The sequence below is a fragment of the Legionella nigrisilvae genome (assembly GCF_977063395.2).
In genome coordinates, this window is sequence record NZ_CDRUGZ020000038.1 from 278,141 (window position 1) to 301,519 (window position 23,379).

Genomic DNA, 23,379 nt, shown 5'->3' on the forward strand with positions numbered 1-23,379 from the left:
TTCTTTTCTAATTATCCTTTTTATCTTAAGACATTAATGTTTTAATTTCTTTAGTATAAAAAACTCAAGTGATTCAATCGCTTTATTATTTTCTTTCTTTTTTAACAAAGATACATGAATATCACTTAACTTTGGTAAAAAATCTTCATCAAGACGGTCAAGATCGCTGGGAATCATACTGCGTTGTATCGCAGTAATGCCTAAACCTGCCCGCACCGCAGCCATTTTCCCAGCAAAACTTGGACTACTAAACACAAGACGCCAGTTTAAGTGATGTTTCTCTAGAGAACCAATTACGTTCCCACGGTAGACACAAGGTGTTGGTGAAAGCACCAGCGGAATTGGTGTGGTTTTGTTAAATTGAGTCAAAAGCTCTCTTTTCGCTACCCAATCGACTGGCTCATTCCACACATCTACGCCTTCAGCAATTTGATTTCTTTGATTGGTTTTAATTAAGATCAAATCAAAATCGCCATGATTAAATCGCTCAATTAAATTAAGAGTCAGATCACACTCAACATTGAGCATCACTCGGGGATGCAGTCGGGAAAACTCAACTAGTACCTCCGATAAAATCATCGAAGCAAAATCCTCAGGTAAACCAAAACGAAGCTCGCCACGAAGATCTGGCGCTTTAAATCGGTCAAGTGATTCACGATGAAGTTCATAAATCCTCTTTGCATAGCCGAGAAAAAGCTCTCCATCAGGGGTCAGAGACAACTCACGCCCACGAAGAATTAATGGTTTTTCAATCAGTTGTTCGAGTTTTGCAATCTGCTGACTGATTGCAGATTGAGTGCGTCCGACCCGAAGGGCTGCTTTTGTAAAACTTTGTGTTTCTGCAACCGCCAAGAAGCATTGCAAGGTCACTGTATCAAGACTCATTAGAACTCCTAATGAAGTGCATAAAAATTATTAATTTTACTTATATCAGTTTATCTAATATATTTCCATTCTAGCAGAACAATTTCTAATGGTGAATACTGTGAATACAATAATACTTTTTTTATATAGTGCACTTCTGGCATGTCCAGCCTACGCACTGCTCATTAACTGTTTTAGTGACAGGAAAAGAGCTGGCTCTGCGGCTCGCTTGGCAAGTCTCTTTATCGGCCTTGGATTTATAATCGGTGTTTTTCTATTAAGCCATCTGAGCTTTTCAGAAATGCCGGTGACTTATTTGCTCATCAGCTTTAATACCTTAAGTCTATTATTATGTAGTTTAATTTTAGTAGTAAGCTTTATCGTTCATCGGTTTTCTCTAAGGTACATGGATGGCGACCGACTTTATTCGCGTTATTTTTGTACCTTAGCAGCCATTACCTTAAGTGCTGTAGTTATGGTTCTTGCTGACAACCTCTTTCTGTTTTGGCTTTCCTGGTCGCTAAGCAACCTGTTATTAGTTGTCTTAATGGTTCATAAAAGCGAATGGACTGCAGCCAGAAATTCGGGTCGGCTCACCCTAAATTGCTTATTAGCAGGGAGCATCAGTTTATTAACCTCCTTCATATTAATAACCTTAAGCACTGACACTACTTCCATTCAGGCTTTAAACCAGAAAGAAATTATAAGTTCTTCTGTTTTTGTGCCTGCAATGACGCTAATTATGCTCACCGCATTAACCCAATCCGCGATTTGGCCATTTCATCGCTGGCTGATTAGCTCTTTAAATTCGCCAACCCCTGTTTCTGCGCTGATGCATGCAGGTCTTGTAAATGGCGGTGGAATACTGATTGTAAAATTTGCCCCACTCTTTGCGGCATCGAGTCACTTACTCATGATTGTATTCATTCTAGGATCCATCTCAGCATTCTTAGGAACTTTTTGGAAGCTTATGCAGCATGATATTAAGAAAATGCTGGCTTGCTCCACCCTGGCGCAAATGGGATTTATGATGATGCAATGCGGTCTAGGATTATTTGCCGCCGCTGTAGCTCACTTGTGTTGGCATGGTTTGTTTAAAGCCTATTTGTTCCTAAGCTCGGGCTCTGTCATTGCGCAAAAAAGTAACGAGCCTAGAGAGTCTGCATACAAACCAATTATCTTTTTAATTGCAAGTATTGGTGGGTTTTTAGGCATGCTTGGTTTTGCGTTTATGACGAATAAGCCCATCCTATCTCTACAAGCAACCTCATTCTTACTGGTTTTTGCATTCATTGCAGGAACGCAATTGATGCTCGCATTATTGAGCAATCGCTTGTCGATCATCAACATGGCGATTGGACTCTTGATGTCTTCCTTAGCCGGTTTAGTTTATGGCGCAAGTATTCATGCGATTGAATTACTTCTTCCTAACTTAACTCAGTATTACTTGCCCAAGCTATCAATGCTGCATCTAGGTACTTTAGCTCTACTCGTATTGCCCTGGTTACTAATTAACCTTGGGTTTATGAAAAAAATTAAAGAATCCAATTTCTGGTGCAGGCTCTACGTGAACTTGTTCAACCAAAGCCAGCCTTCACCAAGCACTATCACAGCAGTACGGTCTGATTATAAATACTAATTACCCTAAGGAGTAATCATGAGCACAGCAAGAGTAATAACGAACAAAGAAAAAACAAATGAGCACCCTATAAAAACAAATACTTCAGTCAAAACCCAAAATAAGAGACTTGAAGTGCGGGCCTTAGTCGAAAATGCAGCCCAACGTATTGCTCCGGTTTGGCCATTAGAAACATTTATCGCGTGCAACCCCTTGCATGGATTTGAAGCTCAAAGTTTTGAAGAAGCCTTAGCAAAAGGTGGTTTTAGACGAAATGAAGCTCCACGCAATCGTCCTTTGGAAAACGTCAACCTGCAGATGATTAAATGGTGTGGTGGTTTTTTTGATGCTGGACAAGGTGCTATCGAAATGCCGCATCGAGACAAAGGGTTCTATTTTGGATTTTTAAAATTAGCGTGTTTTGACAAAAAGTTGCATCAGAATAAAAAAGAGGCAAAACAATGGTTAATGACTTTGCCTTGTTGCCCAGAAGAAGCAATTATGCTTTGTCTGGAAAAACTGCAGGTACCCGCAGACAAAGCCGAAGAATTCATCACCCAAACCTTTCTTTATTTACCGGGATGGGCGGGTTTTGTGAAATGGAAAACCCACTGGCAAAATCCCACAACAGCAGACAAACAACCGGTGACACTCACTGACTTTCTTGCGGTACGTCTGATCATTACCTGTTTGCTTTGGCCTGACGCAACTTGTGAAAAAAAAAGCGAAGAAAATGGCTATTTGGTTCAGGAGGCTCTTAAAGAAATAAAAAACAATGAAAAAAACTACGAGCAGGCATTGCTAAAAACACTGCTGCCTGAAGCTAATCAGGAGTTCACCAAGAACCAACGAGCAGATGCGCAACTGGTGTTTTGTATTGATGTCCGCTCAGAACCCATACGACGCGGTATCGAAAAGCTGGGAAATTATGAAACTCTAGGATTTGCTGGCTTTTTTGGCCTCCCCATTCGAGTACAGGAGTTTGGGAGTAGTAAAACAAAAGACTGCTGTCCTGTATTATTAAAACCACGTTTTCATGTTGATGAAAAACCAATTGCAGCAAATAGCTTTTTAATGGAGCAACACCAACAGGGAAAGACGATTAAGACTACCCTTGGCAAAATCTATCAAGAATTAAAATATAATTTTGCAACGCCTTTTGCTTTGGTTGAAACACTTGGTGCTTGGTGTGGCCTGAAGATGCTTTTGCAATCGCTTGCCCCAAGTTATACCAAAAAAACAAGCCAAGCATTAAATCATTTGATTGTACCTCAACTTCAAACAGAGCCCTCATTTGAATTAAATGAGGATAATGTGGAATGTGGCATCGCTTTAAGTGAGCAGATTGATTATGCCGAAACCGTATTACGACTTATGGGGCTCACTTCAGATTTTGCAAAACTGATTGTTCTTTGCGGTCATGGAAGCACCACCGAAAACAATCCCTACGCATCTGCTCTAGATTGTGGTGCTTGTGGCGGGAATCATGGTGGAACCAATGCCAAGCTTTTAGCCAGAATCCTCAATAAAAATGACGTTCGAAGAGCTTTGGAAGATAAAGGAATTCACATTCCAATCGACACGCTTTTTTATGCCGCACTACACAATACTACCACCGACTCTATTGAGCTTTATAACCTGGATACAAGTAAAGTAATTTATCCAGAATTAGTCAATCAGTTACTTATTGATTTGGAGAAGGCAAAATCGAGTAATAATTCAGAACGTGGTAGAAAATTAAATTCAAAGCATGCAGAAAAAGACATTACGCGAAGAAGTCAGGATTGGTCTGAAACAAGACCTGAATGGGGGCTTGCGCGCAATGCTGCTTTTATTGTGGCGTCACGGTCATTAACAAAAAACATCAATCTTGATGGCCGATGCTTTTTACATTCTTATGACTGGGAACAAGACCCCGAAGGAAGTTTCCTAGAAACAATTCTGACTGCACCCATGGTGGTTGCGCAATGGATTAATACGCAATATTTGTTTTCAACTCTCGATAATGTTGCTTATGGAAGTGGCAGTAAAATCACCCACAATGTCACCGGTAAAATGGGAATCCTGCAAGGCAATGGCAGTGATTTAATGCATGGGTTGCCTTTGCAATCAGTGATGAGTCGCGATGAAACCCCATACCATCAACCGCAACGTTTACTGACCGTAGTCTATGCACCAAAGGCACGTGTAGCAAACATCATTGCGCGTCAAGCGATTTTAAAAACATTGTTCTTCAATGAATGGGTTCACCTCATCATCATTGAACCAAGTGATGGTCAAGCCTATAAGCTCAATCAAGATGGCAATTGGATTTTAGCACACTAAAATGAGGAGAAAAAAATGAATGTTATCAAAGTTCAAGAACGCAAGGATATTGGTATTAACCTCCATCCTATGAAAAAAATAGAAATCATAGTCTCTGGAGAGCATGAGCAACTCATCAGCTCGATGATGGAAGAGGCAAAAGTCACCGGATTTACGATATTCAGAAATATATCAGGTAAAGGCCATAACGGATTTCATGAAGGAAAAATATTATTCAATGATAGGGCTTCATTGATTATGTTTCTTGCCGTAGCCCCGGAGGAAGTGATTGCAACCCTTGCTCTAGGAATGAAAACTTTATTTCAACAAAATTCCGGTGTAATGTTTGTTTCAGATGTTGATGTAGCCCGAATGGATTATTTCCACTCAATCACTGGAGCATAATGATGGACTATCGAAATAAGTCGGTTTTGCTTGCCTCAAAACATGAGAAAGAAAAAGCAATTGCTGAAGTATTTTTTGCTAAACTCTCGTGCACACTGGATGTGCACGATTTCGATACCGACCAATTTGGGACCTTTACTGGTGAGATAGCAAGGACATTAACTCCGTATGATACCTGCGTTTTAAAAGCAAGGCGTGGTGCGGAGCACTACGGGTATGATTTGGCGATTGCGAGTGAAGGAAGTTTTGGTCCGCATCCTGCATTTCCATTTATTCCCAGCGACCATGAAATCATGGTATTTTTAGATCGCAAAAACAATTGGGTGATTGCAGAGCAATTTACAACAACCAAAACAAATTATCGTATGATGACCATAACCCCAAAAACAGAGCTTGACGAATTTTTAGAAAAAGCCGGTTTTCCCGAGCATGCTCTAACCCTGCAAACCAACAAAGATAAAACGGTTATTGCCAAAGGAATCAGAGACAAGGAGGCCCTCGAGACCGCATTGTCTCTTGGCTTCCAACAAGAAAATGAACTCTTTCTTGCAACGGATATGAGAGCCATGATGAATCCCTTGAGGATGCAGGCGATTTCTGAACTCGCAGAAAAACTAGCTCATCGAATTCAATGTTGTTGCCCCAATTGTGGTGCTCCTGGTTTTGGGTTTAAAGAAACCTCAGGCAGTCTTCCTTGCAATGATTGCACATCCCCGACTTCCTTCTACCTTCACGAAGTTTGGGGCTGCATTCAATGTGATTATCGGGAGACTCACCCCAGGAAAGACGGGTTAGAAGCAGCTGAGCCACAATATTGTGATTATTGTAACCCTTAAAAAAGTAACCCGATTAGGAGTATATTGAAATGCAAGAAAAACCTTTAGTTGGCATCATTATGGGCTCTCAAAGTGATTGGCCGATACTCTCTGAGAGCGCAAAAACACTAAAGGGCTTGAAGATTTCCTTTGACGCAGACATTGTATCGGCACATCGGACACCAGACAAACTCCATGACTACGCACGAAATGCGGAAAAACGCGGAATACAGATTATTATCGCGGGTGCTGGAGGTGCGGCTCATCTTCCAGGAATGATGGCTGCAATGACCAGACTTCCTGTTTTGGGTGTCCCAATACCTTCTTCTTTACTTGATGGATTGGACTCCCTGCTTTCCATAGTACAAATGCCGGCAGGAATACCGGTTGGTACATTAGCAGTCGGTAAAGCAGGCGCAATTAATGCAGCTCTTTTAGCAGCAGCAATCCTTGCCAACAATAACCCGGAGATTTGCGAACGCTTAAATCAATACCGGGCGCAACAAACCCAAAAGGTTCTTGATAACAATAAACCCCAATTGGAGTCATGATGAAACTCGGTATTTTAGGGGGTGGGCAACTCGCAAAAATGCTGGTCTTGGCTGCCCACTCGTTAGGAATTAGTACGTTATGCTTATCACCCGATCCTAATCCCTGTGTGCGCCATTTAACTCGCCTAATTTCAGCATCATTTGATGACGAAAAAGCACTTACTGCGTTTTGTAATGAAGTCGATTGCGTCACTTTTGAAACAGAAAACATACCCTTGGCCTGTGCTGAGTTCATTGCCAAAAAAGTTCCATTTTATCCCTCTACTAAAGCGCTGCAGATAACTCAAGATCGCTTTTTAGAAAAATCATTTTTAAACTCATTAAAAATAAAAACAGCTCGTTTTACTGCGATTGAAACGCAAAAGGAACTGCAGGATGCCTTTATAAGTTGGAATAGCTCTGCTATTTTGAAAACAAGACGATTAGGCTACGATGGCAAAGGACAGTATGTTCTTCGTGAGCTGTCTGACTTAGCAAAAGCCTGGGAATTGATGCAGTCTTGTGATTTGATTTTGGAGCAGTTTGTTTCTTTTGAGGAGGAGCTATCGCTTATTGCGGTGAGAAATCAGCAAGAAGAGATTGAATTTTATCCTCTCATAAGAAATCAACATCATCAGGGCATCCTTCAATGGTCCGAAGCCCCATTGGAAAATAATTTATTGCAGCAAAAAGCCCAAGACATTGCCAGAAAGATTATGGATTCTTTGAGCTATGTCGGCGTCATAACTATCGAATTTTTTCACCACAAGGGCGAACTGATAGTCAATGAAATAGCTCCAAGAGTCCATAATTCTGGGCATCTAACCATTGAAGGAGCAATAACCAGTCAGTTTGAAAATCATTTACGTGCGGTTTTTGCTTTACCCTTAGGCCTTACGGAGCTTATGAGCAATTGCTTTTTGGTCAACTGCCTTGGCAAGATGCCCCCCATCCAAGCGTGCCTTGAGATACCAGGTGCCCATTATCATGATTATGAAAAAAAATCTCAACCTAAGCGCAAGGTTGGACATATTACTTTAGTCGATAAAAATCATGAGCGATACCAAGACAGCAAGCTGAAGCTCATCAAAATGCAAAATGAGTGCGCCATCGCTGATGGGTAATCTATGACAGGTAAGGTCAACGGGTAAAATAATGTTCATCGAGCAACAAAAAAGTATTAGAAAAAACTTTGCAATAAGGAGGTGTTACATCATAAAATTTGATTCGTACTGAGAGTAAATGTTTATGATTTATTAAATAAGCTAGGCTGAACTTAAGGACTATTTGAAATTGCTTTAATCAGTAAATAGTCTAGTTTTCAAATAATGTAAAAAACTCATAGGAATATTAATATGAAATTAATCAAACAGTTGTTCTTAGTTGCACTCATTTCCCTCTACAGCATCGCAGCAAGTGCAAGCGATACAATAGTTAACGTTGCTGAAGGCAACAAAGATTTTTCAACTCTTGTTTCTCTACTTAAAAAAGCGGGACTTGTGAGTGCACTTGAGGGAAAAGGACCCTTCACAGTTTTTGCACCGACCAATGAGGCTTTTGCCAGTGTTCCAAAAGCTGATTTAGATGCCCTTCTAGCAAGTCCCGACAAGCTGAAGGCTGTTTTACTTTATCATGTCGTCAATGGAGACATTACTTCTGATAAAATTAAACCAGGAATGGTTAAAACACTCAGCGGACAAGATGTTGATGTTACGGTTAAAGAGGGTAAAGTTTTTGTCAATAATTCCGAGGTTATAAAAGCTGATGTGAAAGCGTCTAATGGCGTGATTCATGTCATAAATCACGTTTTAATTCCTAAAGAGTAGTTACTTTGAGATGGCACTCATTTTTTTTGATTGTCATCTCATCAACATACGATAACTTCACGTACGGGGTCATGTCACGTAGCACGCAGGGGTCAGGGCTTGCACGAAACGCAGGGTCAGGCCTTGAATTGTGAATTTTCAAAACTATATTCGTAATTTTTTGATTATTTTACTCACACTAGAATAATGCACTCCCCAATTTCTTCACAATTCAAGGCCTGACCCCATTAAATGCATTAAATGCCCATCGATGAGTAAATTCATACATTTTTGAAAGAATCTATCGTTTTGAGAACTTTAACTTTATTTTCCCAAGCAAATAAGGGATAGAGCACCAACCGATAATACCTTCCATAATCAATACAATACCCAATGTAATATAAAAAAACTTTCCCATTTCAAGGATCGCAGCAATACACAATGCAGCACCAATTATTGTACGGTTTATCCGATCTGTTTTATCTATATTACAAGCAAGCTTCATTTAAATTCCTTTATTATTCAATTCTAAATTAACTTCAAATCCAGCATCGCTGGGTCGCTTAACCAGTTTATCTTTCTTACTTCTAGGCCGTGGGATAAGGCCTGGGATTGTAAATTTTCAAAACTTTAGTCGTAATTTTTGACTACTTTACTCACAATAAAATAATACAAGCAAAATATTCCACATTTTCTTCACAATTCAAGGCCTGCCCCCATGAAGTGACCCCATGAAGTGCATGAAGTGGAAATCATAGTCTCTGGAGAGCATGAGCAACTCATCAGCTCGATGATGGAAGAGGCAAAAGTCACCGGATTTACGATATTCAGAAATATATCAGGTAAAGGCCATAACGGATTTCATGAAGGAAAAATATTATTCAATGATAGGGCTTCATTGATTATGTTTCTTGCCGTAGCCCCGGAGGAAGTGATTGCAACCCTTGCTCTAGGAATGAAAACTTTATTTCAACAAAACTCCGGTGTAATGTTTGTTTCAGATGTTGATGTAGCCCGAATGGATTATTTCCACTCAATCACTGGAGCATAATGATGGACTATCGAAATAAGTCGGTTTTGCTTGCCTCAAAACATGAGAAAGAAAAAGCAATTGCTGAAGTATTTTTTGCTAAACTCTCGTGCACACTGGATGTGCAAGCAGCTGAACCGCAATATTGTGATTATTGTAACCCATAGTTAAGAGCAAATCGGGATGCAAGAACAACCTTTGGTTTAGCACCCTGTTTTTTGCTAACAATTAGCATCTGCTCTACTGCACCCTATACCAGTAATCTATGTAAAATGATAATTTATCCCGACTCTAACACTCCCAATAGAAGGAGTAAGTGCAGTACTCACAGCTGCACTTCCCCAAAGAACAGTGGGTGTTTCAGCACCATTGCGTTGAGCAAGTACAGCAGGCGTGTTCAAATTATTTAAACGATAGTATGTGTAATCAATTTTTGCACTCCAATTGGGTTTAAATAACCACTCCACTCCTGCACCAGCAGTCCAGCCGGGGAGAGTTTTACTTAAGTTATTTTGAATGGAGATCGCTGGAAAAACTGTTGGCCCTAATGATTCACGAGCTGTCCAAGAGGCATCCAATGCAACATTACCATAAGCAAAACCTCCTGTGCCGAAGATTAAAAAGGTTGGATGATACAGGTAGCCTAAACGAGCACTCACCGTTCCCAAATAATTAATCTTTTGTTTAACAGCCAGAGCCCCTACATAGTACTCCTCAAAGTCCATTAAATTGACCATTTTTTGCAAGGCATAGGAATGATCTGAATCAGTTAAACCATCCAAACTGATATCGAGTCCCAGTAGAACCTGTTTGCTCTGTTGATAATTGTAGCCAACTTGGCCTCCGCCTAAAAATCCATTGGAATGAAGCGAAAAATTGTTAGTAGCCACTTGAGCTAATGCACTTGCAATATTGCTAGCGCCTAATGGAAATGTTTGATTGATATAACTTGTCGAACCCGTGGTGACAACTTTATTGTCTTGAGAACTCCAGTATCCCGCATTAGCACCAAGATAAAATCCAGTCCAATTGGGCTCTGGGTTAATTGGCCCCATGCTGCCAGAAAATGTAAAACTACTGACAACAGTCATCATTAAAGAAAGCGCTATTTTTTTCATGTCTGTTTTTTGAAACTCCATTTTCGATTAGCCCAAATAGGGTTCAAGATACTATTAAAATTGTGCCAAAAACTGTGGGACACTCATATGGGTACCAGGTAGGTTATTATAAAAAACATCACCCGGTTTAACCGGTATCATATAAGACCAGTGAATTAAACCACTGACACCGTTTTGTCCACTATTCATTTGCATAATGAAAGAACATTGACCACTGCTTTTTACGTGCAAATCACCTATCCCAGTGACGAGATCCGTTCTTGATGAGGTCCCGGAATAAAAAGTAATGTAGACTTTTCCTTCGGAAGTCACAGAGCCTATTAAATATCTTTGCGATAAGACACTGTTACTTAAACTGGTATAAGATTGTCCAGTAAAATATCCATGATTATAACTGGAAATGACCCAAACCGTTTGGTCACTAACTGGAGTAAAATTAGCATTATCATAGAGATAGGCTAGCAATGTTTGGGGAGGAACTATCCATGTTGAATTTTTAAAACAGTATTGGTAGGGATCAGCTGAACTCAATGGTTCATTTGATTCAGTTGGCATAGAAGGAGGTAGTACTGAATTATCAATTGCATAGGATACTGATAATAAATTTGCTAGTACGATGGCAATTAAAATTTTATAACTCATTAATTATCCTTAACAATTTTGAGGGGTCTAATGAGATTCTACCTTACTTAAATTATGCCAATCAAACAAATTTTTCTTTCACTTAAGCTCTCTATCCTAAGTATAAATTTAGTTTTTAAAATACACTTTACGTTTTTATCGAGGCGATAAATGGTGACTTAAGTTGCCCTCCCTCTTTAACTCGCACTAATACAACCTCATAATGCCTATTGATTTCATTGAATGCAGAAAATGTCTCACTTAATGAATTGCCAAATTAAAACAGAGATTTGTCATATATTGTTTTGTATTAAGCTAGTTAAATTTTCATCTTAGGACGAACACGGCTTAAACCCCCGTCAACTGCAAGAACCTGCCCTGTTATCCAGCTATTCTCAGGACTAAGTAAAAACATAATTGCCTGGGCAATATCTTCTGGCGTTCCTATACGTCCAAGAGCATGCATCATTTTTGAGGCATTAGAGGCCAAAGGGTTATTTAATAAGGAAGCGGTAAGTGGGCTATTCACCATTCCTGGCGCTACGACATTAACTCTTAAGTTATTGGGTGCATAAGTAGCAGCTGCTGCTTGAGCAAGTCCGATTATCCCTGCTTTGGCTGCAGCAATTGCTTCATGATTTGCAATTCCAACCAATGCAGCTGCTGATGAAATCAATACAACCGAGCCGCCTTGTTTCATCATTAAACCAGCTGCACGAACTGTTGCAAATGCGGTTGTTAAAGAGGAATTAATGCTGGCTTGAAACTCTTCAAATGTTGTCGTGTGGGCACTCTTCAAAAGTAATGAGCCTGAGCAATTGACAACCCCATCAATGGAGCCGACTTTATGAAAAACTTCGGTAACTGCATCAAAATTACTGGCATCGAGTATAAAATCTGGATGAATCTTATGGTTATCCCTTGCAGTGGTGAATACTTTATCGCCACGCTTGGTCAAAAAAGTAGTAACCGATTGCCCTATTGCACTGCTTGCCGCAATAACCAAATAATGACCCATCGTGAAATTTCGCAAAAAAGGAAAATTGAATTCACTATGCTTGATTAAGTTTAAAAGTTCAATATTTTTCATAGAAAAACCATTAAATTTCATAGCAGATAAATCCGTTCTGCTAATAAATTAAAGGGACTCAGAAAAACACAGAACTTATGTGAACAAAGATTTTTTGTTACATTGAGACAAACAATCTAGTCATTGGAATTTAATCAAGATTATTGAATTATAATATTCCTACTAGTCAATAGCCGGATGAGGGAAATGCAATGGTACAAAAAAATGGTCTTGTTATATATTTAACTTATTTAGGAGCCCTCCCGTTTCTTATTGCTGCATTTTGCTCTCTTATAGGAATCACCGAGCTCCCATACCTCGGTTCCACACAACCATTGTTTTACTCTTATGCAACACTTATTGCTAGTTTTATGGCCGGAACTCTTTGGGGATATGTGATACGTTCGAATTCTTCTAGCCGCCTAATCCTTTTTGCAAGTGTCATAATAGTTCTAATGCTATGGGTTCTATGGGGCAGTAGTAAAACAATGCCTTATTCGGCATTTTTAGTCCCCCTTTACCTACTTCTTTGGTGCTTAGATTATTGGTTGTTAAAATACAAATATGAGGACCTTTCTTATTTTAAGATGCGCACAGGAGTAACCACCATTGTAATAGCAAGCTTATTGATAATTTTTTTGAAAGAATAGACGATATGTATTTGATTATTTATTGTGCATATACGATAATCTTATATTAGCCACGTAATGCAGTCATACTGCATTTTAAATGCAGTAGGTCATGTTCCTAATTTGATCAAAGACTACATTACAAAACTCAGTAGTACGAGCGGAGTAATGAAATGCTTGTAGAAATTCTTTCACGTGCCCAGTTTGGTTTTAGCATAGGGTTTCATATTTTATTTCCAACCTTGAATTTAGGCTTGGCTGTTTTTTTGGTCATCATGGAGTTTCTTTGGCTAAAATCAAAAAAAACAGTTTATCTCGAGATATGTAAATTTTGGACCAAGATTTTTGCTCTTACCTTTGGAATGGGGGTTGTTTCAGGCATTGTCCTTGCCTATCAAATTGGAACAAATTTTGGACCATTTATCACTCAATTCGGTAACGTTTTGGGTGCACTATTTGCCTATGAAACACTGACCGCTTTTTTCCTTGAAGCTGGTTTTCTGGGAGTGATGCTTTTTGGTTGGAAAAGAGTACCACCGGTATTCCATTTTATTGCAACCTTGTTGGTAGCTCTGGGGACAACCATATCTGCATTTTGGATTATGTCTGCAAATTCGTGGATGCAAACGCCTAGCGGTTATGAGTTAATTGGCGGAAAGTACGTAGTTGATAACTGGTGGTCTGTGGTGATGAACCCTTCATTTATACCTCGGTTTATCCATATGATTCTGGCCTCTTATGTGACCACTTGCTTTGTCATCATGGGGGTCGCCTCTTACTATTTGCTTCGCAAAAAAACAATGGAGGCAGCAAAGAAAACGATGTCCTTTGCACTTTGGGCGGCTTTGATTCTTGTTCCTATGCAAATTGGTGTTGGTGATGTTGTAGGTCTCATGGTTAAAGAGCATCAACCGCTTAAAACAGCGGCCATGGAGGGATTGTGGCATACTCAAAGTGGCGCTCCATTAGTATTATTTGCTTGGCCTTCTCAGACGCAACAACAAAATAACTATGCTATTGAAATTCCCAGACTTGCAAGCTTCATTAATACTCATGATTGGAATGGCAAAATGGTGGGTTTAGACTCTGTTGCACCTGACCAACAACCAAGAGTTGCTCCCGTATTTTTCTCATTTAGAATTATGGTAGGCATCGGTCTTTTGATGTTCGCCACGGCTATTGCTGGACTGTTTCTTCGTTACAAAAACAAAATTTATGAGACTAAATGGTTTCATTATTGGTGTTTTGCACTAACACCGCTCGGTTTTATTGCCAGCATTTCCGGATGGCTCACTGCTGAAATTGGAAGACAACCTTGGGTGGTCTACGGGTTATTAAAAACTCATGATGCCATCTCTGCGATTAGTGCTGAGGATGTGATTATCTCTTTTATACTGCTTGTGATTGCTTATGGAGTTGTTTTTGGGTTTTATCTGTATTATTTATTGAAACTCATTCGTTTAGGTCCTGAAGTCATTGATCAAGAACAAGTCGAACATCATGCATTTCAGTATATGACTGATCTAAATGTGGAGAAAAAATAATGCTTCCACTTATATTTGCGGTATTACTAGCTTTTATTGTCATGATGTATGTCATTTTAGATGGTTTTGATTTAGGGATTGGAATTTTATTTCCCTTTACCAACAGTGAAAGCGAAAGAGATAAGATGATGAATTCAATTGCCCCTGTATGGGATGGTAATGAAACCTGGCTGGTTTTTGGTGGTGCCATATTATATGGAGGATTTCCTCAAGTTTATGGGGCTCTTTTGCCCGTTCTTTATATCCCTATCATGTTCATGTTGATAGCATTGATTTTCCGCGGCGTTAGTTTTGAGTTTCGTTTTAAAGCGGATAAGTCGAAACCTGTATGGAATTGGCTATTTGCAACCGGTTCGATTGCAGCAGCATTTTTTCAAGGAGTCATCTTAGGATGTTTTGTTCAGGGGTTCTCAATGAACCCTCAGACGATGGCGATTAGTCAGTCCAGCTGGTTAACTCCTTTTAGCTTATTTACCGGAGTTGCCCTAATCAGTGGTTATGGGCTTCTTGGTGCTACATGGATGATTATCAAAAGCAGAAGCAGACTTCAGAGAAAAATGGTGCATTATGCCAGGGGGTTACTGGTTAGCGTAAGTTTCTTTTTGATTTTTGTTAGCATTTGGACTCCATTGCACAGCGCCGAAGTCTTCAATCGCTGGTATCAATTTCCCAATTTTTTAATATTAAGTCCACTTCCTTTAATTACGGCCTTTGCAATTTATCTTACCTGGAGAAACTTATCTTTAAATTCTAACAACGAACGCAAGCCTTTTATTTACAGTATTATCATTTTTTTGTGTTCTTATATTGGCATAGCTATAAGTGTTTATCCTTATTTGATTCCACATCAGATTACGATTTGGGAAGCTGCAGCTCCATCTTCGACACTCACATTTATTTTGGTCGGCGTGGCTATTATGTTACCCATATTGCTTGCATATACATTCTATGCCTATTCACTTTTTAGAGGTAAAACAGAGGAGCATTACCATTAGTCAATTATCAATTCATCAGCAAAGTGACAATTATAATTTAGCAAATACCTTTATAAGGAATATAAATCATGGCAAATCAAACTCGCGAAGGATTAATCAAACAGGCTAAGAGTGAATCTAGAGCAATCGCTTTAATTTACTCACCCATCGAGCTTCATGAATACATTGTTGAAATTATCGCTAAAGATTCTGATGAGTTCATTCATAAAGGAAAAGAACTATGGCATTTCAACTCTATTGACGAAGCTATGTCTCGGGCAGCAGAATATGGGGCAGAGGAATTTTTTCTGTGTGCTGATAATACTTACGATGAATGTGGCTCGGAAAGTGGCTCACCCAGTTTTGACTATATACCTCTTTACTCAAAGGCAAAGCACACCAAAAATAATTAATTATTCAATAGGTGAGCGTTTTAATTTAAAGAAGAGTTAGGGATTAATTTGATGAAGTCTTTAGGAAGTTTGATACACAGTTGGATTGTCAGTGAGAATCATTATAATCCTGACGAACCATTAAGTAATAAAATTGATTGGACTCGAGCCATCCCTTTCATCTTGATTAACCTTAGCTGTCTTTTGGTTTTTTATGTACGTTTCAGTTGGATTGCCTTGAGTGTTGCAGTCATTCTGTATTTTTTTCGTTTGTTTACGATTGGTGCGTTTTATCATCGTTATTTTTCTCATAAAGCGTTCAAAACCAATCGCTTTTGGCAATTCATTTTTGCAGCAGTTGCAGGAACGTCAGCCCAACGCGGTCCACTTTGGTGGGCAGCACATCACAGGCAGCACCATATGGTGTCTGATACGCCAGAAGATGCTCATTCTCCAGTTCAACATGGGTTTTGGTGGAGTCATGTAGGTTGGTTTCTAACAAAAAAGCATTACAATTACAATCCGGAGCGAGTTAGGGACTTGGAGCAATATCCAGAACTGGTTTTTCTTGAACGCTACGACATTTTAATGCCAGCATTATTGTTTTTTGTTCTTTTCATAATCGGTTGGATACTCCAGACTTATGAGCCTCAATGGGGCACTGGTATTGGTGAAATGTTAGTCTGGGGCTTTAGCGTTTCCCTGGTGGCATTGTTTAACACAACCGTAATCATTAACTCCCTGTGCCATGTGTATGGTACAAGACGTTATGAAACGCAGGATAACAGTAAAAATAATTTGTTCTTTGCTCTCATCACTCTTGGTGAGGGTTGGCATAATAACCACCATCATTATCCCGCGTCAGCACGTCAAGGCTTTCGATGGTGGGAAATTGATATTACTTATTATCTAATCAAACTTTTAGAACTCCTGGGAGTCGTTTGGGATGTTAAACCGATGCCGAAATCTTTATTAGAGCAGAATTTAGCTAAAAAGTAGTTAATCAAGGAGATGATAATGAAACTTATAGGACTTTTTTTCCTAACTATGGTCTGTATCTTTGTGTTGGATATGATTTGGTTGGGGATCATTGCGAAATCGGTTTATGCCCAAAACATCGGCATGTTATTACGTAAGTCGGAAGAGGGCATGACGCCTATTTGGTGGGCAGCAGGAGTTGTTTATGTTTGCATCGCCTTAGGAATTGTTTATTTTGTTCTGCCCAGCGCACAAGGTAATTACCTGCAAGCACTTACTGGTGGAGTAATCCTTGGATTGGTAACCTATGGAATTTATGATTTCACCAATTATTCAATCCTTGCGAACTGGCCTTGGAAGATAACATTAATCGATTTTATTTGGGGAATGGTCTTATGTGGACTGAGTAGTATATTTGCTGTCTTCATACAGAATCGATTTTTTTCTTAAACCAAGGAAAAAACATTGAAGTTTGCTTTTGATATTCAATGTATTTTTGTCCTCTTGATCGTATTGAGCCTTCTTCGGTCAAGGGGCCTGTGATGCGGGTAAAAACAATATATAACATCAAAGGCGAAAGTAAGCCTAGGTATCCTATGTTCGACTGTATCGCAAATAAAGCGAATCCAATCCAGCTTAACCAATCAAAGAAATAATTTGGATGGCGTGAATAATTCCATAAACCTCGGTTACATACCTCCCCTTTATGTTGTTTCTTAAACTGTTGCAGTTGCAAATCAGCTATAGTTTCTCCGATTACTCCTAGTGTAATAATACAAGATGCAAGGACATCGATCAGGGTCATATGAGTTAGTCCTGATTTGCTAATCAGTAAAAATACACTTGAAATGATTAGGATGAGCAGCCCTTGGAGTTGAAAGTTAATAAAAAAACCAAGAGAGGGGCTAATTTTCCAATTGGCACTGAGTTCAATATAACGCTTGTCCACATGTCCTTTTCTTATTCGCGTGTACCATAAATAGAGTGCAAGGCGTAAAGCCCATACAATGAGAAGAGAGCTAATAATGAGCGTACGAAAACTAAACGGTGTAAGGCTTAGATAAATTAACCCTGAAACCATTAATCCCAATGACCAAGAAACATCAACAACTGAAGGGTTTTTTAGAATACGATATAATCCCCACATAAAACACATCTGTAAAAAAAGATAACTTACTACTATGCCTATAGAATACATTATTTATCATCCTTTATCTTTTGATACCAGTAAACACAAAGTGGTAATAAAATTGACCAAATTATCCCGATAATAACAGAGGTCGTATTGCTGCCATACGGAAAAAAAGCAGCGCCTAAGCTCGCGCCAATGCGAAATGCCAAGGCAAAACCTACACATGACAAAAAGCCAAGTAAGAATAGGTGAGCAAATAAGCTACTCAATGTGGCATATAAAACAACCGTAAAACTTATCCATATCGTTATCATCCAAGGGGATGTAAAATAGGGAGAAAAAGGGTTTGCTGCATAAATTACAATTCCTTTATAAACCAAAGCACTGTCGATTATAGTACTGATGGAGACGACTATCGCTAGTAAAAGCCACAACCCTTCAAGGCTTCTTCTCGTTTGATATTGCCAGTACAATTGCAACACAACACAAGCAACTACAATAAGAGGGCTTATCCATGCATAGCCACGAGCAGCAAGAGTGATGCATGCAAACCAGGCAACATAATACGCAGTTGTATGAATTAGGAAATGTAATGTATTCATCGTCTTTTTCGCCACAAGGCATGAATATCGCTAATGTAATTGCTCTGAAAACCTGCAGCACAATAACAAAAATAGAATTCCCATGTGCGAATAAAAGACTCAGTAAATCCTTGTGCAAGAATTTCCTGTTTGTTCGCTAATAATTTTTTATGCCAATCATTCAAAGTAGAGACATAATGGTGGCCTATGTCTTCAAATGACAGCAATTGCATGGTTGTTTGACTGGCAATCGATTTATTTATGGACAACACTGAGGGCAGGCAGCCTCCAGGGAAAATATATTTCTTAATAAAATCAACCTCATCTTTTGCTGCTTCATAGGCTTGATCATTAATTACGATTGCCTGTAAGAAAAATAAACCTTCGGGTTTTAGCAGTCGATTACATTGACGGAAGAAGGTATTAAAATATTTATGTCCAACGGCCTCAATCATCTCGATTGAAACTACTTTATCATATTGCCCGGAAAGCTTTCTGTAGTCCTCTTTTAATAATTCAATCTGATGATCTAAGCCCAATTGACTGATTTTTTCTTTGACATAAAGATATTGTTTTTCTGAAATCGTTGTCGTGGTGACCTTGCATCCATATTCTTTCGCGGCAAAACATGCAAATCCACCCCATCCTGTACCTATCTCCAAAATATGATCACTTGGTTTTAGTTGCAATTTGTTACAAATGGCCTGAATTTTTTTCTGTGACGCCTCCTCCAAACTGATTCCCGAAGGTTGATAAAGGGCACATGAATACATCATTGAAGGATCTAGAATTAATTTAAAGAAATCATTTCCTAAATCGTAATGGGCTAAAATATTCTCTTTAGCCCGACGAATTGAGTTAATTTTTAATTTATAGCTTATTGTCCTAATGAAACTAAACAAACGGGCGATGGGACTTTCAATATTATTGAAGAGGGAGTCATTTTTTATAATAATCGCAATTAATTTTTGTAGGTTGTCTGCATCCCAAACTCCATCGATGTAACTTGCTCCAGCACCAACAGACCCACCCATGAGAATGGATTTATAGGCTTTGGGGTGGTTTATGGTAATGGTAGCAATTGAATCCTCTTTCTCTTTTTGATTACCAAATACATAGCTACCATTCGCATCATTGACTTTGATGGCTCCGTAGCTGATGCTGTTTAATAACTTGAAAAAGACTTTTTTGGAAAGTCTTGTGACCTTACTCTGGGTAGACAAATATTTATTTTGATCCATTAGATATCCTTTTATTCGAGCTTGGATGTGCATGAAATGGAACACCCTTAATCCATAATTTTAGTGCTTGCCAATAAATAGCAGCTGCAACTTTGTAAGTTATTAAAGGATGGTGCCAAAATATTTTTTTAATGGAGCAGTTATCTTGGGCCTTTAAAATTAATGTTGCATCAAAATCCTTCCTTCCTTCCGTATAATTTTCCATATGCACCACTATTTTTTCTTGACTCAGTTTCAAATTGAGTTGATAAGAATAATTCATGGACATAAAGGGAGATACATGTAGTTCTTTTTGAAATCGATAAGAATAGATTTCATTTTTAGGTTTGGCTGAATGTTTCAGCACATAATTATGCCGTTCACCCCAAGGTGTATTAGTGACCTCTAAAATTAAATAATCAAGATTTTGATTTGTCTCATCAAAGATAAAATAAATACTGATGGGGTTAAAGCAATACCCTAAACAGCTCAGTTGAGATAATAAATAAATTTTTCCTTTTGGGTAAGTTCCATACCGATTGATAACCAGTTGACGAGCATATTCATCAAGAGGGATAGTAGATTCGTTGAGATAATTTTTTCGTTTAAATGAAAACCAATTAAAACGCTCAATGGAAACTTGTTTGATGTCTTTGAAGGTATTATTTATGTGAGCCAGATCAAAGTAGAACATAAATAACTTATATGAAAACTGATGCCGTTTTGGAAAAAAGCGGCGATGTCGTACATAACCTGTAAAAATGGGATGGTTCATCATCTAGGCTCCTAGCAGCTTACAGGTATTGATCGCACTATTGACCCCGTCTTCATGAAAGCCATAACCCCAATAACTTCCAACATAGAATGTATTATTCATTCCATTAATCAAATTAATTTGCTTTTGAGCTTTTAACGCAGATAAAGTCAAACAGGGATGCGCATAGCGGAATGATTGGATTATTTGATTTTCAGCAATTTCATTTTCAAGGTTAACTGATACAAAAAAATCATCCTTAGAATGAATCGATTGCAGTCGATTCATATAATAAGTAAGTGTAGGAGCTGCACTCTGGTTATCGAGGTAATTCCAACTTGCCCAAGCCCTTTTATTTTTAGGCATTACATTTCTATCTTTATGAAGAACTACTTCATTCTCAGTATATTTTATTGCCGACAAAATATTGATTTCCTCAGGACTAGGTTTTTCGAGCATCATTAATGCTTGATCGCTATGAGTAGCGCACACAACCGCATCAAAGATATGTTCTTTAGAATCGATGATTAGTTTAATCTTATTAGGTTCTCGTATTATTCGTTCTACTTTTGAACTTAAGTGAACTTGATCTTTTAGCCGCTCAAGCATCGGTGTAATGTAGTTTTTTGATCCTTGTTTAATAACATACCAAAGAGGTCGGTTGAATAAATCTAGAAGCCCATGATTGTTATAAAAGTGTAATATAAATGAAGCAGAGCAATTTAGGGTATCGGCTTTATTTTTAGACCAAATAGCAGCCATCATTGGAATCAGATAACATTCTTTAAATTGCTCTGAATACTTGTTTTCCGTGATGAAGTCTTTGATGCTTATTTCGGGGTCGTTGGTTCGAGCCAAGAATTTTTTTGCATCAGAATTAAATAAAACGATGTCTTTGATGAGATGATAAAAGTCTAATTTAAATAGGTTTCGACGATCTGAAAAAAGAGTATTTAAATTATGACCACTGTACTCAAGTCCCCGAAGATCAGAGCGATAACTAAAACTCATTTCACTGGGTTGAATAGCTACATTTAACTCTTCAAGCAATTTACAAAAGTTGGGGTATGTTCTTTTGTTAAAAACGATGAAGCCGGTATCAATCGAGTATAGAGCTTCTTTAGTTTCGACAGATAGAGTATGTGTATGACCACCAAGATAATCGTTGGCTTCAAATAAGGAAACATCATGATTTTTGCTTAAAATATAGGAACTTGTTAAACCAGAAATTCCCGAGCCAATTACTGCAATCCTTTTCTTCAAAAATAATTCCTTTCTATAAGGGTTGGGTTTTAATTTAATGTTAAATAAGACACTTTGTAAGGGTATCTGTTCTTAAGTATTTATAGGAACATTTCGTCCTAGCTTATTTGTGGAGAAGAATTGTATCTCTGTATGCACTCCTGCTCAATCAGATTTTGAATTAGTTAACAATTACACCTTAGTTCTCTTGGAGGTCTAAAATTGTCTGCAAATGGTGCCCGATTTGGTGCCGCCATTAAAATCAGCCTAAGCTGCTTCTAATTCAATATGAATGCGTTGCCTAATCGCTGCACAATGTTTACCAGTGCATTTAATAAACTCTATACTTGATATAGCCATCGCTGGGCATGGCGCGTACGTCTGCTCCCTTGCCCATATTGACCTTGTACATCATTTTAAGCCATGCCGCACTTCATCTTCATATAAATTTTTTCCTGCATCGTCAGGGAAAATGGGTTCAAGAAGGGTTGCTATTTCCTTGATTGTTTCAATACAGGCTTTTGTCAAATTCTCTCTTTTTAACGTTATAGTAAATCCATTGATAATTGGATCCCAAGATTTTTCCTCAATTTTATTAGCAATCCTGTGATTGGGTAAAATATGAACATAATGTTCCGCTAGGGAGATAAACAGCAAAACAACAGGAGTCTCATGAGACACCGACTTAGTAATGGCCAAGATCTCCTCTGCACCTAAGTGAGATGCGCGATGGAACAGTAATTTTCTGGGTAAGAAGTAGAGCAAAACACGGTTTAAACCTGGAATAAAAGGAACCAGAAACATACATAACAATTGAATTAAAAAAAATAAAGGAAATTTATTTAATCCTGTAGTTTCCCACAATACAAAATTGATTAAACTTCCAAAAACAAAACCATACAGCATCATTTCGGCAATATAATGATCACTTCTGGGGACAACAACCACCGCAATTTCTGCACAAGTACGTTGCTCCGCCAAAGCAATTGCCTTGGTGATTTGCTCTGACTCTAAAGTTGAAAAAATCTTTACCATGATCCTGATGAACCTCCGCCGCCAAAACTACCGCCCCCGCCGCTAAACCCTCCACCGCCCCCTCCACCTCTTCCTCCGAATCGATTTCCGGAACCCGCAAATATTAAAAAGGCAAGACTAGGGTTGCGAATGAAAAAAATAATGATTAAAAGAAAGAAAAGCCATTCCAGCCAGCCGTATTTGGACGATGTTTGAGTTTTGGCTTTGGTTTTAGTAATTTTCCCCCCACCTAATACATCTAAAATACTCTGGGTTCCCTCGATAATCCCTTTTTGATACTCCCCTTTCTTAAAAGAAGGAAGGATAACCGTTTGAATTATTTGATTGGCTAACAAATCGGTAATAACAGGTTCTAATCCATATCCTACTTCTATCCGTACTTTTCGTTCTTTTGGCGCAACAATAAGGATCACCCCGTTATTCTTGCCTTTTTGTCCAATTTGCCAATGACGTCCGAGTTGATAGCCATAATCCTCTATATCATAGCCATTTAACGTAGGGAGGGTTAAAACCACTACTTGGTTCGTTGTAGTTCCTTCATATTTGGCTAATTGAGTTTCGAGGTCCTGCTGGGCCTGAGGGGTTAGGAGTTGCGCATTGTCGATGACTCTGCCCGTAAGGGTCGGGAAATTAGGTGCAGCAACTGCTAAGCTGCTGCCTAAATAAAAGAAAAGGATTAGTATGAATGCAATTAACGGACGCGCGTTCATACGCATAGG

General features: G+C 38.7%; 27 protein-coding genes. 15 read left to right on the forward strand and 12 right to left on the reverse strand.

All coding sequences use genetic code 11. The features are described from left to right. Positions 1 to 33: 33 nt before the first annotated feature. A complete protein-coding gene (locus ACWTE2_RS23540) occupies positions 34 to 885 on the reverse strand; it encodes a LysR substrate-binding domain-containing protein (RefSeq protein ID WP_182391898.1) in 852 nt (283 codons plus the stop codon). Between the two features lie 100 nt (positions 886 to 985). Between ACWTE2_RS23540 and ACWTE2_RS23545 the strand changes: the two genes are divergently transcribed. From ACWTE2_RS23545 to ACWTE2_RS23575, 7 genes are all read left to right on the forward strand, one after another. Continuing rightward, positions 986 to 2,503: a proton-conducting transporter transmembrane domain-containing protein gene (locus ACWTE2_RS23545; protein WP_454784654.1), complete on the forward strand. Its 1,518-nt coding sequence runs from the start codon at positions 986 to 988 to the stop codon at positions 2,501 to 2,503. Between the two features lie 18 nt (positions 2,504 to 2,521). After that, positions 2,522 to 4,807 carry a DUF2309 domain-containing protein gene (locus ACWTE2_RS23550; RefSeq protein ID WP_454784655.1) on the forward strand — a complete coding sequence of 762 codons (2,286 nt, stop codon included), beginning with the start codon at positions 2,522 to 2,524 and terminating at the stop codon, positions 4,805 to 4,807. A 15-nt stretch (positions 4,808 to 4,822) separates the two neighbouring features. Beyond that, a complete protein-coding gene (locus ACWTE2_RS23555; RefSeq protein WP_182391901.1) occupies positions 4,823 to 5,191 on the forward strand; it encodes a P-II family nitrogen regulator in 369 nt (122 codons plus the stop codon). Then, on the forward strand, positions 5,191 to 6,027 hold the full coding sequence (locus ACWTE2_RS23560) for a DUF6671 family protein (RefSeq protein ID WP_454784656.1): 837 nt from the start codon (positions 5,191 to 5,193) through the stop codon (positions 6,025 to 6,027). The genes ACWTE2_RS23555 and ACWTE2_RS23560 overlap by 1 nt, the downstream gene beginning before the upstream one ends. A 29-nt stretch (positions 6,028 to 6,056) precedes the next feature. Next, on the forward strand, positions 6,057 to 6,557 hold the full coding sequence (purE, locus tag ACWTE2_RS23565) for a 5-(carboxyamino)imidazole ribonucleotide mutase (RefSeq protein WP_454784657.1): 501 nt from the start codon (positions 6,057 to 6,059) through the stop codon (positions 6,555 to 6,557). Next, positions 6,554 to 7,660, forward strand: a complete 1,107-nt coding sequence (locus tag ACWTE2_RS23570; RefSeq protein WP_454784658.1) for a 5-(carboxyamino)imidazole ribonucleotide synthase — start codon at positions 6,554 to 6,556, stop codon at positions 7,658 to 7,660. Before purE ends, ACWTE2_RS23570 begins: the two co-directional genes overlap by 4 nt. 231 nt (positions 7,661 to 7,891) lie before the next feature. Next, positions 7,892 to 8,362 (forward strand): fasciclin domain-containing protein, encoded by a 471-nt coding sequence (locus tag ACWTE2_RS23575; protein ID WP_454784659.1) that lies wholly within the window; start codon positions 7,892 to 7,894, stop codon positions 8,360 to 8,362. Between the two features lie 280 nt (positions 8,363 to 8,642). On the opposite strand, the gene ACWTE2_RS23580 is transcribed toward ACWTE2_RS23575, so the two are convergent. Continuing rightward, positions 8,643 to 8,846 (reverse strand): YgaP family membrane protein, encoded by a 204-nt coding sequence (locus ACWTE2_RS23580; RefSeq protein ID WP_454784660.1) that lies wholly within the window; start codon positions 8,844 to 8,846, stop codon positions 8,643 to 8,645. A gap of 240 nt (positions 8,847 to 9,086) precedes the next feature. On the opposite strand from ACWTE2_RS23580, the gene ACWTE2_RS23585 reads away from it, so the two are divergent. Beyond that, complete coding sequence (locus tag ACWTE2_RS23585) at positions 9,087 to 9,392, forward strand: P-II family nitrogen regulator (protein WP_454784661.1); 306 nt, start codon at positions 9,087 to 9,089, stop codon at positions 9,390 to 9,392. Then, complete coding sequence (locus ACWTE2_RS23590; RefSeq protein WP_454784662.1) at positions 9,392 to 9,538, forward strand: hypothetical protein; 147 nt, start codon at positions 9,392 to 9,394, stop codon at positions 9,536 to 9,538. The genes ACWTE2_RS23585 and ACWTE2_RS23590 overlap by 1 nt, the downstream gene beginning before the upstream one ends. Before the next feature lie 96 nt (positions 9,539 to 9,634). Here ACWTE2_RS23590 and ACWTE2_RS23595 read toward each other — a convergent pair whose 3' ends face one another. From ACWTE2_RS23595 to ACWTE2_RS23605, 3 genes are all read right to left on the reverse strand, one after another. After that, positions 9,635 to 10,510 carry an outer membrane protein gene (locus ACWTE2_RS23595; RefSeq protein WP_483099544.1) on the reverse strand — a complete coding sequence of 292 codons (876 nt, stop codon included), beginning with the start codon at positions 10,508 to 10,510 and terminating at the stop codon, positions 9,635 to 9,637. A gap of 33 nt (positions 10,511 to 10,543) precedes the next feature. After that, positions 10,544 to 11,131, reverse strand: coding sequence for a hypothetical protein (locus ACWTE2_RS23600; RefSeq protein ID WP_454784664.1), 588 nt, complete (start codon positions 11,129 to 11,131; stop codon positions 10,544 to 10,546). 298 nt (positions 11,132 to 11,429) lie between these two features. Further along, a complete protein-coding gene (locus ACWTE2_RS23605) occupies positions 11,430 to 12,128 on the reverse strand; it encodes an SDR family NAD(P)-dependent oxidoreductase (protein ID WP_454785018.1) in 699 nt (232 codons plus the stop codon). Between the two features lie 263 nt (positions 12,129 to 12,391). Here ACWTE2_RS23605 and ACWTE2_RS23610 point away from each other — a divergent pair, with 263 nt between their 5' ends. The 6 genes from ACWTE2_RS23610 (at position 12,392) to ACWTE2_RS23635 (ending at position 17,146) form a co-directional block, all read left to right on the forward strand. Continuing rightward, positions 12,392 to 12,829, forward strand: a complete 438-nt coding sequence (locus ACWTE2_RS23610) for a DUF3429 domain-containing protein (protein ID WP_454784665.1) — start codon at positions 12,392 to 12,394, stop codon at positions 12,827 to 12,829. 152 nt (positions 12,830 to 12,981) lie between these two features. Then, entirely contained in the window at positions 12,982 to 14,352 is a 1,371-nt protein-coding gene (locus tag ACWTE2_RS23615) for a cytochrome ubiquinol oxidase subunit I (protein ID WP_454784666.1), read from the forward strand. Continuing rightward, complete coding sequence (gene cydB / locus ACWTE2_RS23620) at positions 14,352 to 15,347, forward strand: cytochrome d ubiquinol oxidase subunit II (protein WP_454784667.1); 996 nt, start codon at positions 14,352 to 14,354, stop codon at positions 15,345 to 15,347. Before ACWTE2_RS23615 ends, cydB begins: the two co-directional genes overlap by 1 nt. Before the next feature lie 68 nt (positions 15,348 to 15,415). Further along, complete coding sequence (locus tag ACWTE2_RS23625) at positions 15,416 to 15,739, forward strand: hypothetical protein (RefSeq protein WP_454784668.1); 324 nt, start codon at positions 15,416 to 15,418, stop codon at positions 15,737 to 15,739. A gap of 51 nt (positions 15,740 to 15,790) precedes the next feature. Next, the gene (locus ACWTE2_RS23630; RefSeq protein ID WP_454784669.1) at positions 15,791 to 16,717 is read left to right on the forward strand and encodes an acyl-CoA desaturase; all 927 of its coding nucleotides are present in this window, start codon (positions 15,791 to 15,793) and stop codon (positions 16,715 to 16,717) included. Positions 16,718 to 16,735: 18 nt separating this feature from the next. Then, the gene (locus ACWTE2_RS23635; RefSeq protein ID WP_454784670.1) at positions 16,736 to 17,146 is read left to right on the forward strand and encodes a DUF2177 family protein; all 411 of its coding nucleotides are present in this window, start codon (positions 16,736 to 16,738) and stop codon (positions 17,144 to 17,146) included. Here ACWTE2_RS23635 and ACWTE2_RS23640 read toward each other — a convergent pair. The 7 genes from ACWTE2_RS23640 to ACWTE2_RS23670 all read right to left on the reverse strand — a co-directional run bounded on the left by ACWTE2_RS23640 (position 17,121) and on the right by ACWTE2_RS23670 (position 23,376). Continuing rightward, entirely contained in the window at positions 17,121 to 17,894 is a 774-nt protein-coding gene (locus tag ACWTE2_RS23640) for a DUF1295 domain-containing protein (protein WP_454784671.1), read from the reverse strand. The two genes, ACWTE2_RS23635 and ACWTE2_RS23640, sit on opposite strands and share 26 nt — an antisense overlap. After that, positions 17,894 to 18,430: a DUF2878 domain-containing protein gene (locus ACWTE2_RS23645; RefSeq protein ID WP_454784672.1), complete on the reverse strand. Its 537-nt coding sequence runs from the start codon at positions 18,428 to 18,430 to the stop codon at positions 17,894 to 17,896. Before ACWTE2_RS23645 ends, ACWTE2_RS23640 begins: the two co-directional genes overlap by 1 nt. Then, positions 18,427 to 19,650 carry a class I SAM-dependent methyltransferase gene (locus ACWTE2_RS23650; protein WP_454784673.1) on the reverse strand — a complete coding sequence of 408 codons (1,224 nt, stop codon included), beginning with the start codon at positions 19,648 to 19,650 and terminating at the stop codon, positions 18,427 to 18,429. The genes ACWTE2_RS23645 and ACWTE2_RS23650 overlap by 4 nt, the downstream gene beginning before the upstream one ends. Continuing rightward, positions 19,637 to 20,407, reverse strand: coding sequence for a DUF1365 domain-containing protein (locus ACWTE2_RS23655; protein ID WP_454784674.1), 771 nt, complete (start codon positions 20,405 to 20,407; stop codon positions 19,637 to 19,639). The genes ACWTE2_RS23650 and ACWTE2_RS23655 overlap by 14 nt, the downstream gene beginning before the upstream one ends. Beyond that, positions 20,408 to 21,646: an NAD(P)/FAD-dependent oxidoreductase gene (locus tag ACWTE2_RS23660; protein ID WP_454784675.1), complete on the reverse strand. Its 1,239-nt coding sequence runs from the start codon at positions 21,644 to 21,646 to the stop codon at positions 20,408 to 20,410. A 390-nt stretch (positions 21,647 to 22,036) separates the two neighbouring features. After that, complete coding sequence (locus ACWTE2_RS23665; RefSeq protein WP_454784676.1) at positions 22,037 to 22,660, reverse strand: hypothetical protein; 624 nt, start codon at positions 22,658 to 22,660, stop codon at positions 22,037 to 22,039. After that, entirely contained in the window at positions 22,654 to 23,376 is a 723-nt protein-coding gene (locus ACWTE2_RS23670; RefSeq protein ID WP_454784677.1) for a TPM domain-containing protein, read from the reverse strand. The genes ACWTE2_RS23665 and ACWTE2_RS23670 overlap by 7 nt, the downstream gene beginning before the upstream one ends. Positions 23,377 to 23,379: the final 3 nt, after the last annotated feature.

Excerpts from the sequence above, each read along its gene's own strand:
- ACWTE2_RS23540 (WP_182391898.1), bottom strand. The coding sequence starts at position 885 with ATGAGTCTTGATACAGTGACCTTGCAATGCTTCTTGGCGGTTGCAGAA.
- ACWTE2_RS23550 (WP_454784655.1), top strand. The coding sequence starts at position 2,522 with ATGAGCACAGCAAGAGTAATAACGAACAAAGAAAAAACAAATGAGCAC.
- ACWTE2_RS23555 (WP_182391901.1), top strand. The coding sequence starts at position 4,823 with ATGAATGTTATCAAAGTTCAAGAACGCAAGGATATTGGTATTAACCTC.
- ACWTE2_RS23560 (WP_454784656.1), top strand. The coding sequence starts at position 5,191 with ATGATGGACTATCGAAATAAGTCGGTTTTGCTTGCCTCAAAACATGAG.
- purE (WP_454784657.1), top strand. The coding sequence starts at position 6,057 with ATGCAAGAAAAACCTTTAGTTGGCATCATTATGGGCTCTCAAAGTGAT.
- ACWTE2_RS23570 (WP_454784658.1), top strand. The coding sequence starts at position 6,554 with ATGATGAAACTCGGTATTTTAGGGGGTGGGCAACTCGCAAAAATGCTG.
- ACWTE2_RS23575 (WP_454784659.1), top strand. The coding sequence starts at position 7,892 with ATGAAATTAATCAAACAGTTGTTCTTAGTTGCACTCATTTCCCTCTAC.
- ACWTE2_RS23580 (WP_454784660.1), bottom strand. The coding sequence starts at position 8,846 with ATGAAGCTTGCTTGTAATATAGATAAAACAGATCGGATAAACCGTACA.
- ACWTE2_RS23590 (WP_454784662.1), top strand. The coding sequence starts at position 9,392 with ATGATGGACTATCGAAATAAGTCGGTTTTGCTTGCCTCAAAACATGAG.
- ACWTE2_RS23595 (WP_483099544.1), bottom strand. The coding sequence starts at position 10,510 with ATGGAGTTTCAAAAAACAGACATGAAAAAAATAGCGCTTTCTTTAATG.
- ACWTE2_RS23600 (WP_454784664.1), bottom strand. The coding sequence starts at position 11,131 with ATGAGTTATAAAATTTTAATTGCCATCGTACTAGCAAATTTATTATCA.
- ACWTE2_RS23605 (WP_454785018.1), bottom strand. The coding sequence starts at position 12,128 with ATGGGTCATTATTTGGTTATTGCGGCAAGCAGTGCAATAGGGCAATCG.
- ACWTE2_RS23610 (WP_454784665.1), top strand. The coding sequence starts at position 12,392 with ATGGTACAAAAAAATGGTCTTGTTATATATTTAACTTATTTAGGAGCC.
- ACWTE2_RS23615 (WP_454784666.1), top strand. The coding sequence starts at position 12,982 with ATGCTTGTAGAAATTCTTTCACGTGCCCAGTTTGGTTTTAGCATAGGG.
- cydB (WP_454784667.1), top strand. The coding sequence starts at position 14,352 with ATGCTTCCACTTATATTTGCGGTATTACTAGCTTTTATTGTCATGATG.
- ACWTE2_RS23625 (WP_454784668.1), top strand. The coding sequence starts at position 15,416 with ATGGCAAATCAAACTCGCGAAGGATTAATCAAACAGGCTAAGAGTGAA.
- ACWTE2_RS23630 (WP_454784669.1), top strand. The coding sequence starts at position 15,791 with ATGAAGTCTTTAGGAAGTTTGATACACAGTTGGATTGTCAGTGAGAAT.
- ACWTE2_RS23635 (WP_454784670.1), top strand. The coding sequence starts at position 16,736 with ATGAAACTTATAGGACTTTTTTTCCTAACTATGGTCTGTATCTTTGTG.
- ACWTE2_RS23640 (WP_454784671.1), bottom strand. The coding sequence starts at position 17,894 with ATGTATTCTATAGGCATAGTAGTAAGTTATCTTTTTTTACAGATGTGT.
- ACWTE2_RS23645 (WP_454784672.1), bottom strand. The coding sequence starts at position 18,430 with ATGAATACATTACATTTCCTAATTCATACAACTGCGTATTATGTTGCC.
- ACWTE2_RS23650 (WP_454784673.1), bottom strand. The coding sequence starts at position 19,650 with ATGGATCAAAATAAATATTTGTCTACCCAGAGTAAGGTCACAAGACTT.
- ACWTE2_RS23655 (WP_454784674.1), bottom strand. The coding sequence starts at position 20,407 with ATGATGAACCATCCCATTTTTACAGGTTATGTACGACATCGCCGCTTT.
- ACWTE2_RS23665 (WP_454784676.1), bottom strand. The coding sequence starts at position 22,660 with ATGGTAAAGATTTTTTCAACTTTAGAGTCAGAGCAAATCACCAAGGCA.
- ACWTE2_RS23670 (WP_454784677.1), bottom strand. The coding sequence starts at position 23,376 with ATGCGTATGAACGCGCGTCCGTTAATTGCATTCATACTAATCCTTTTC.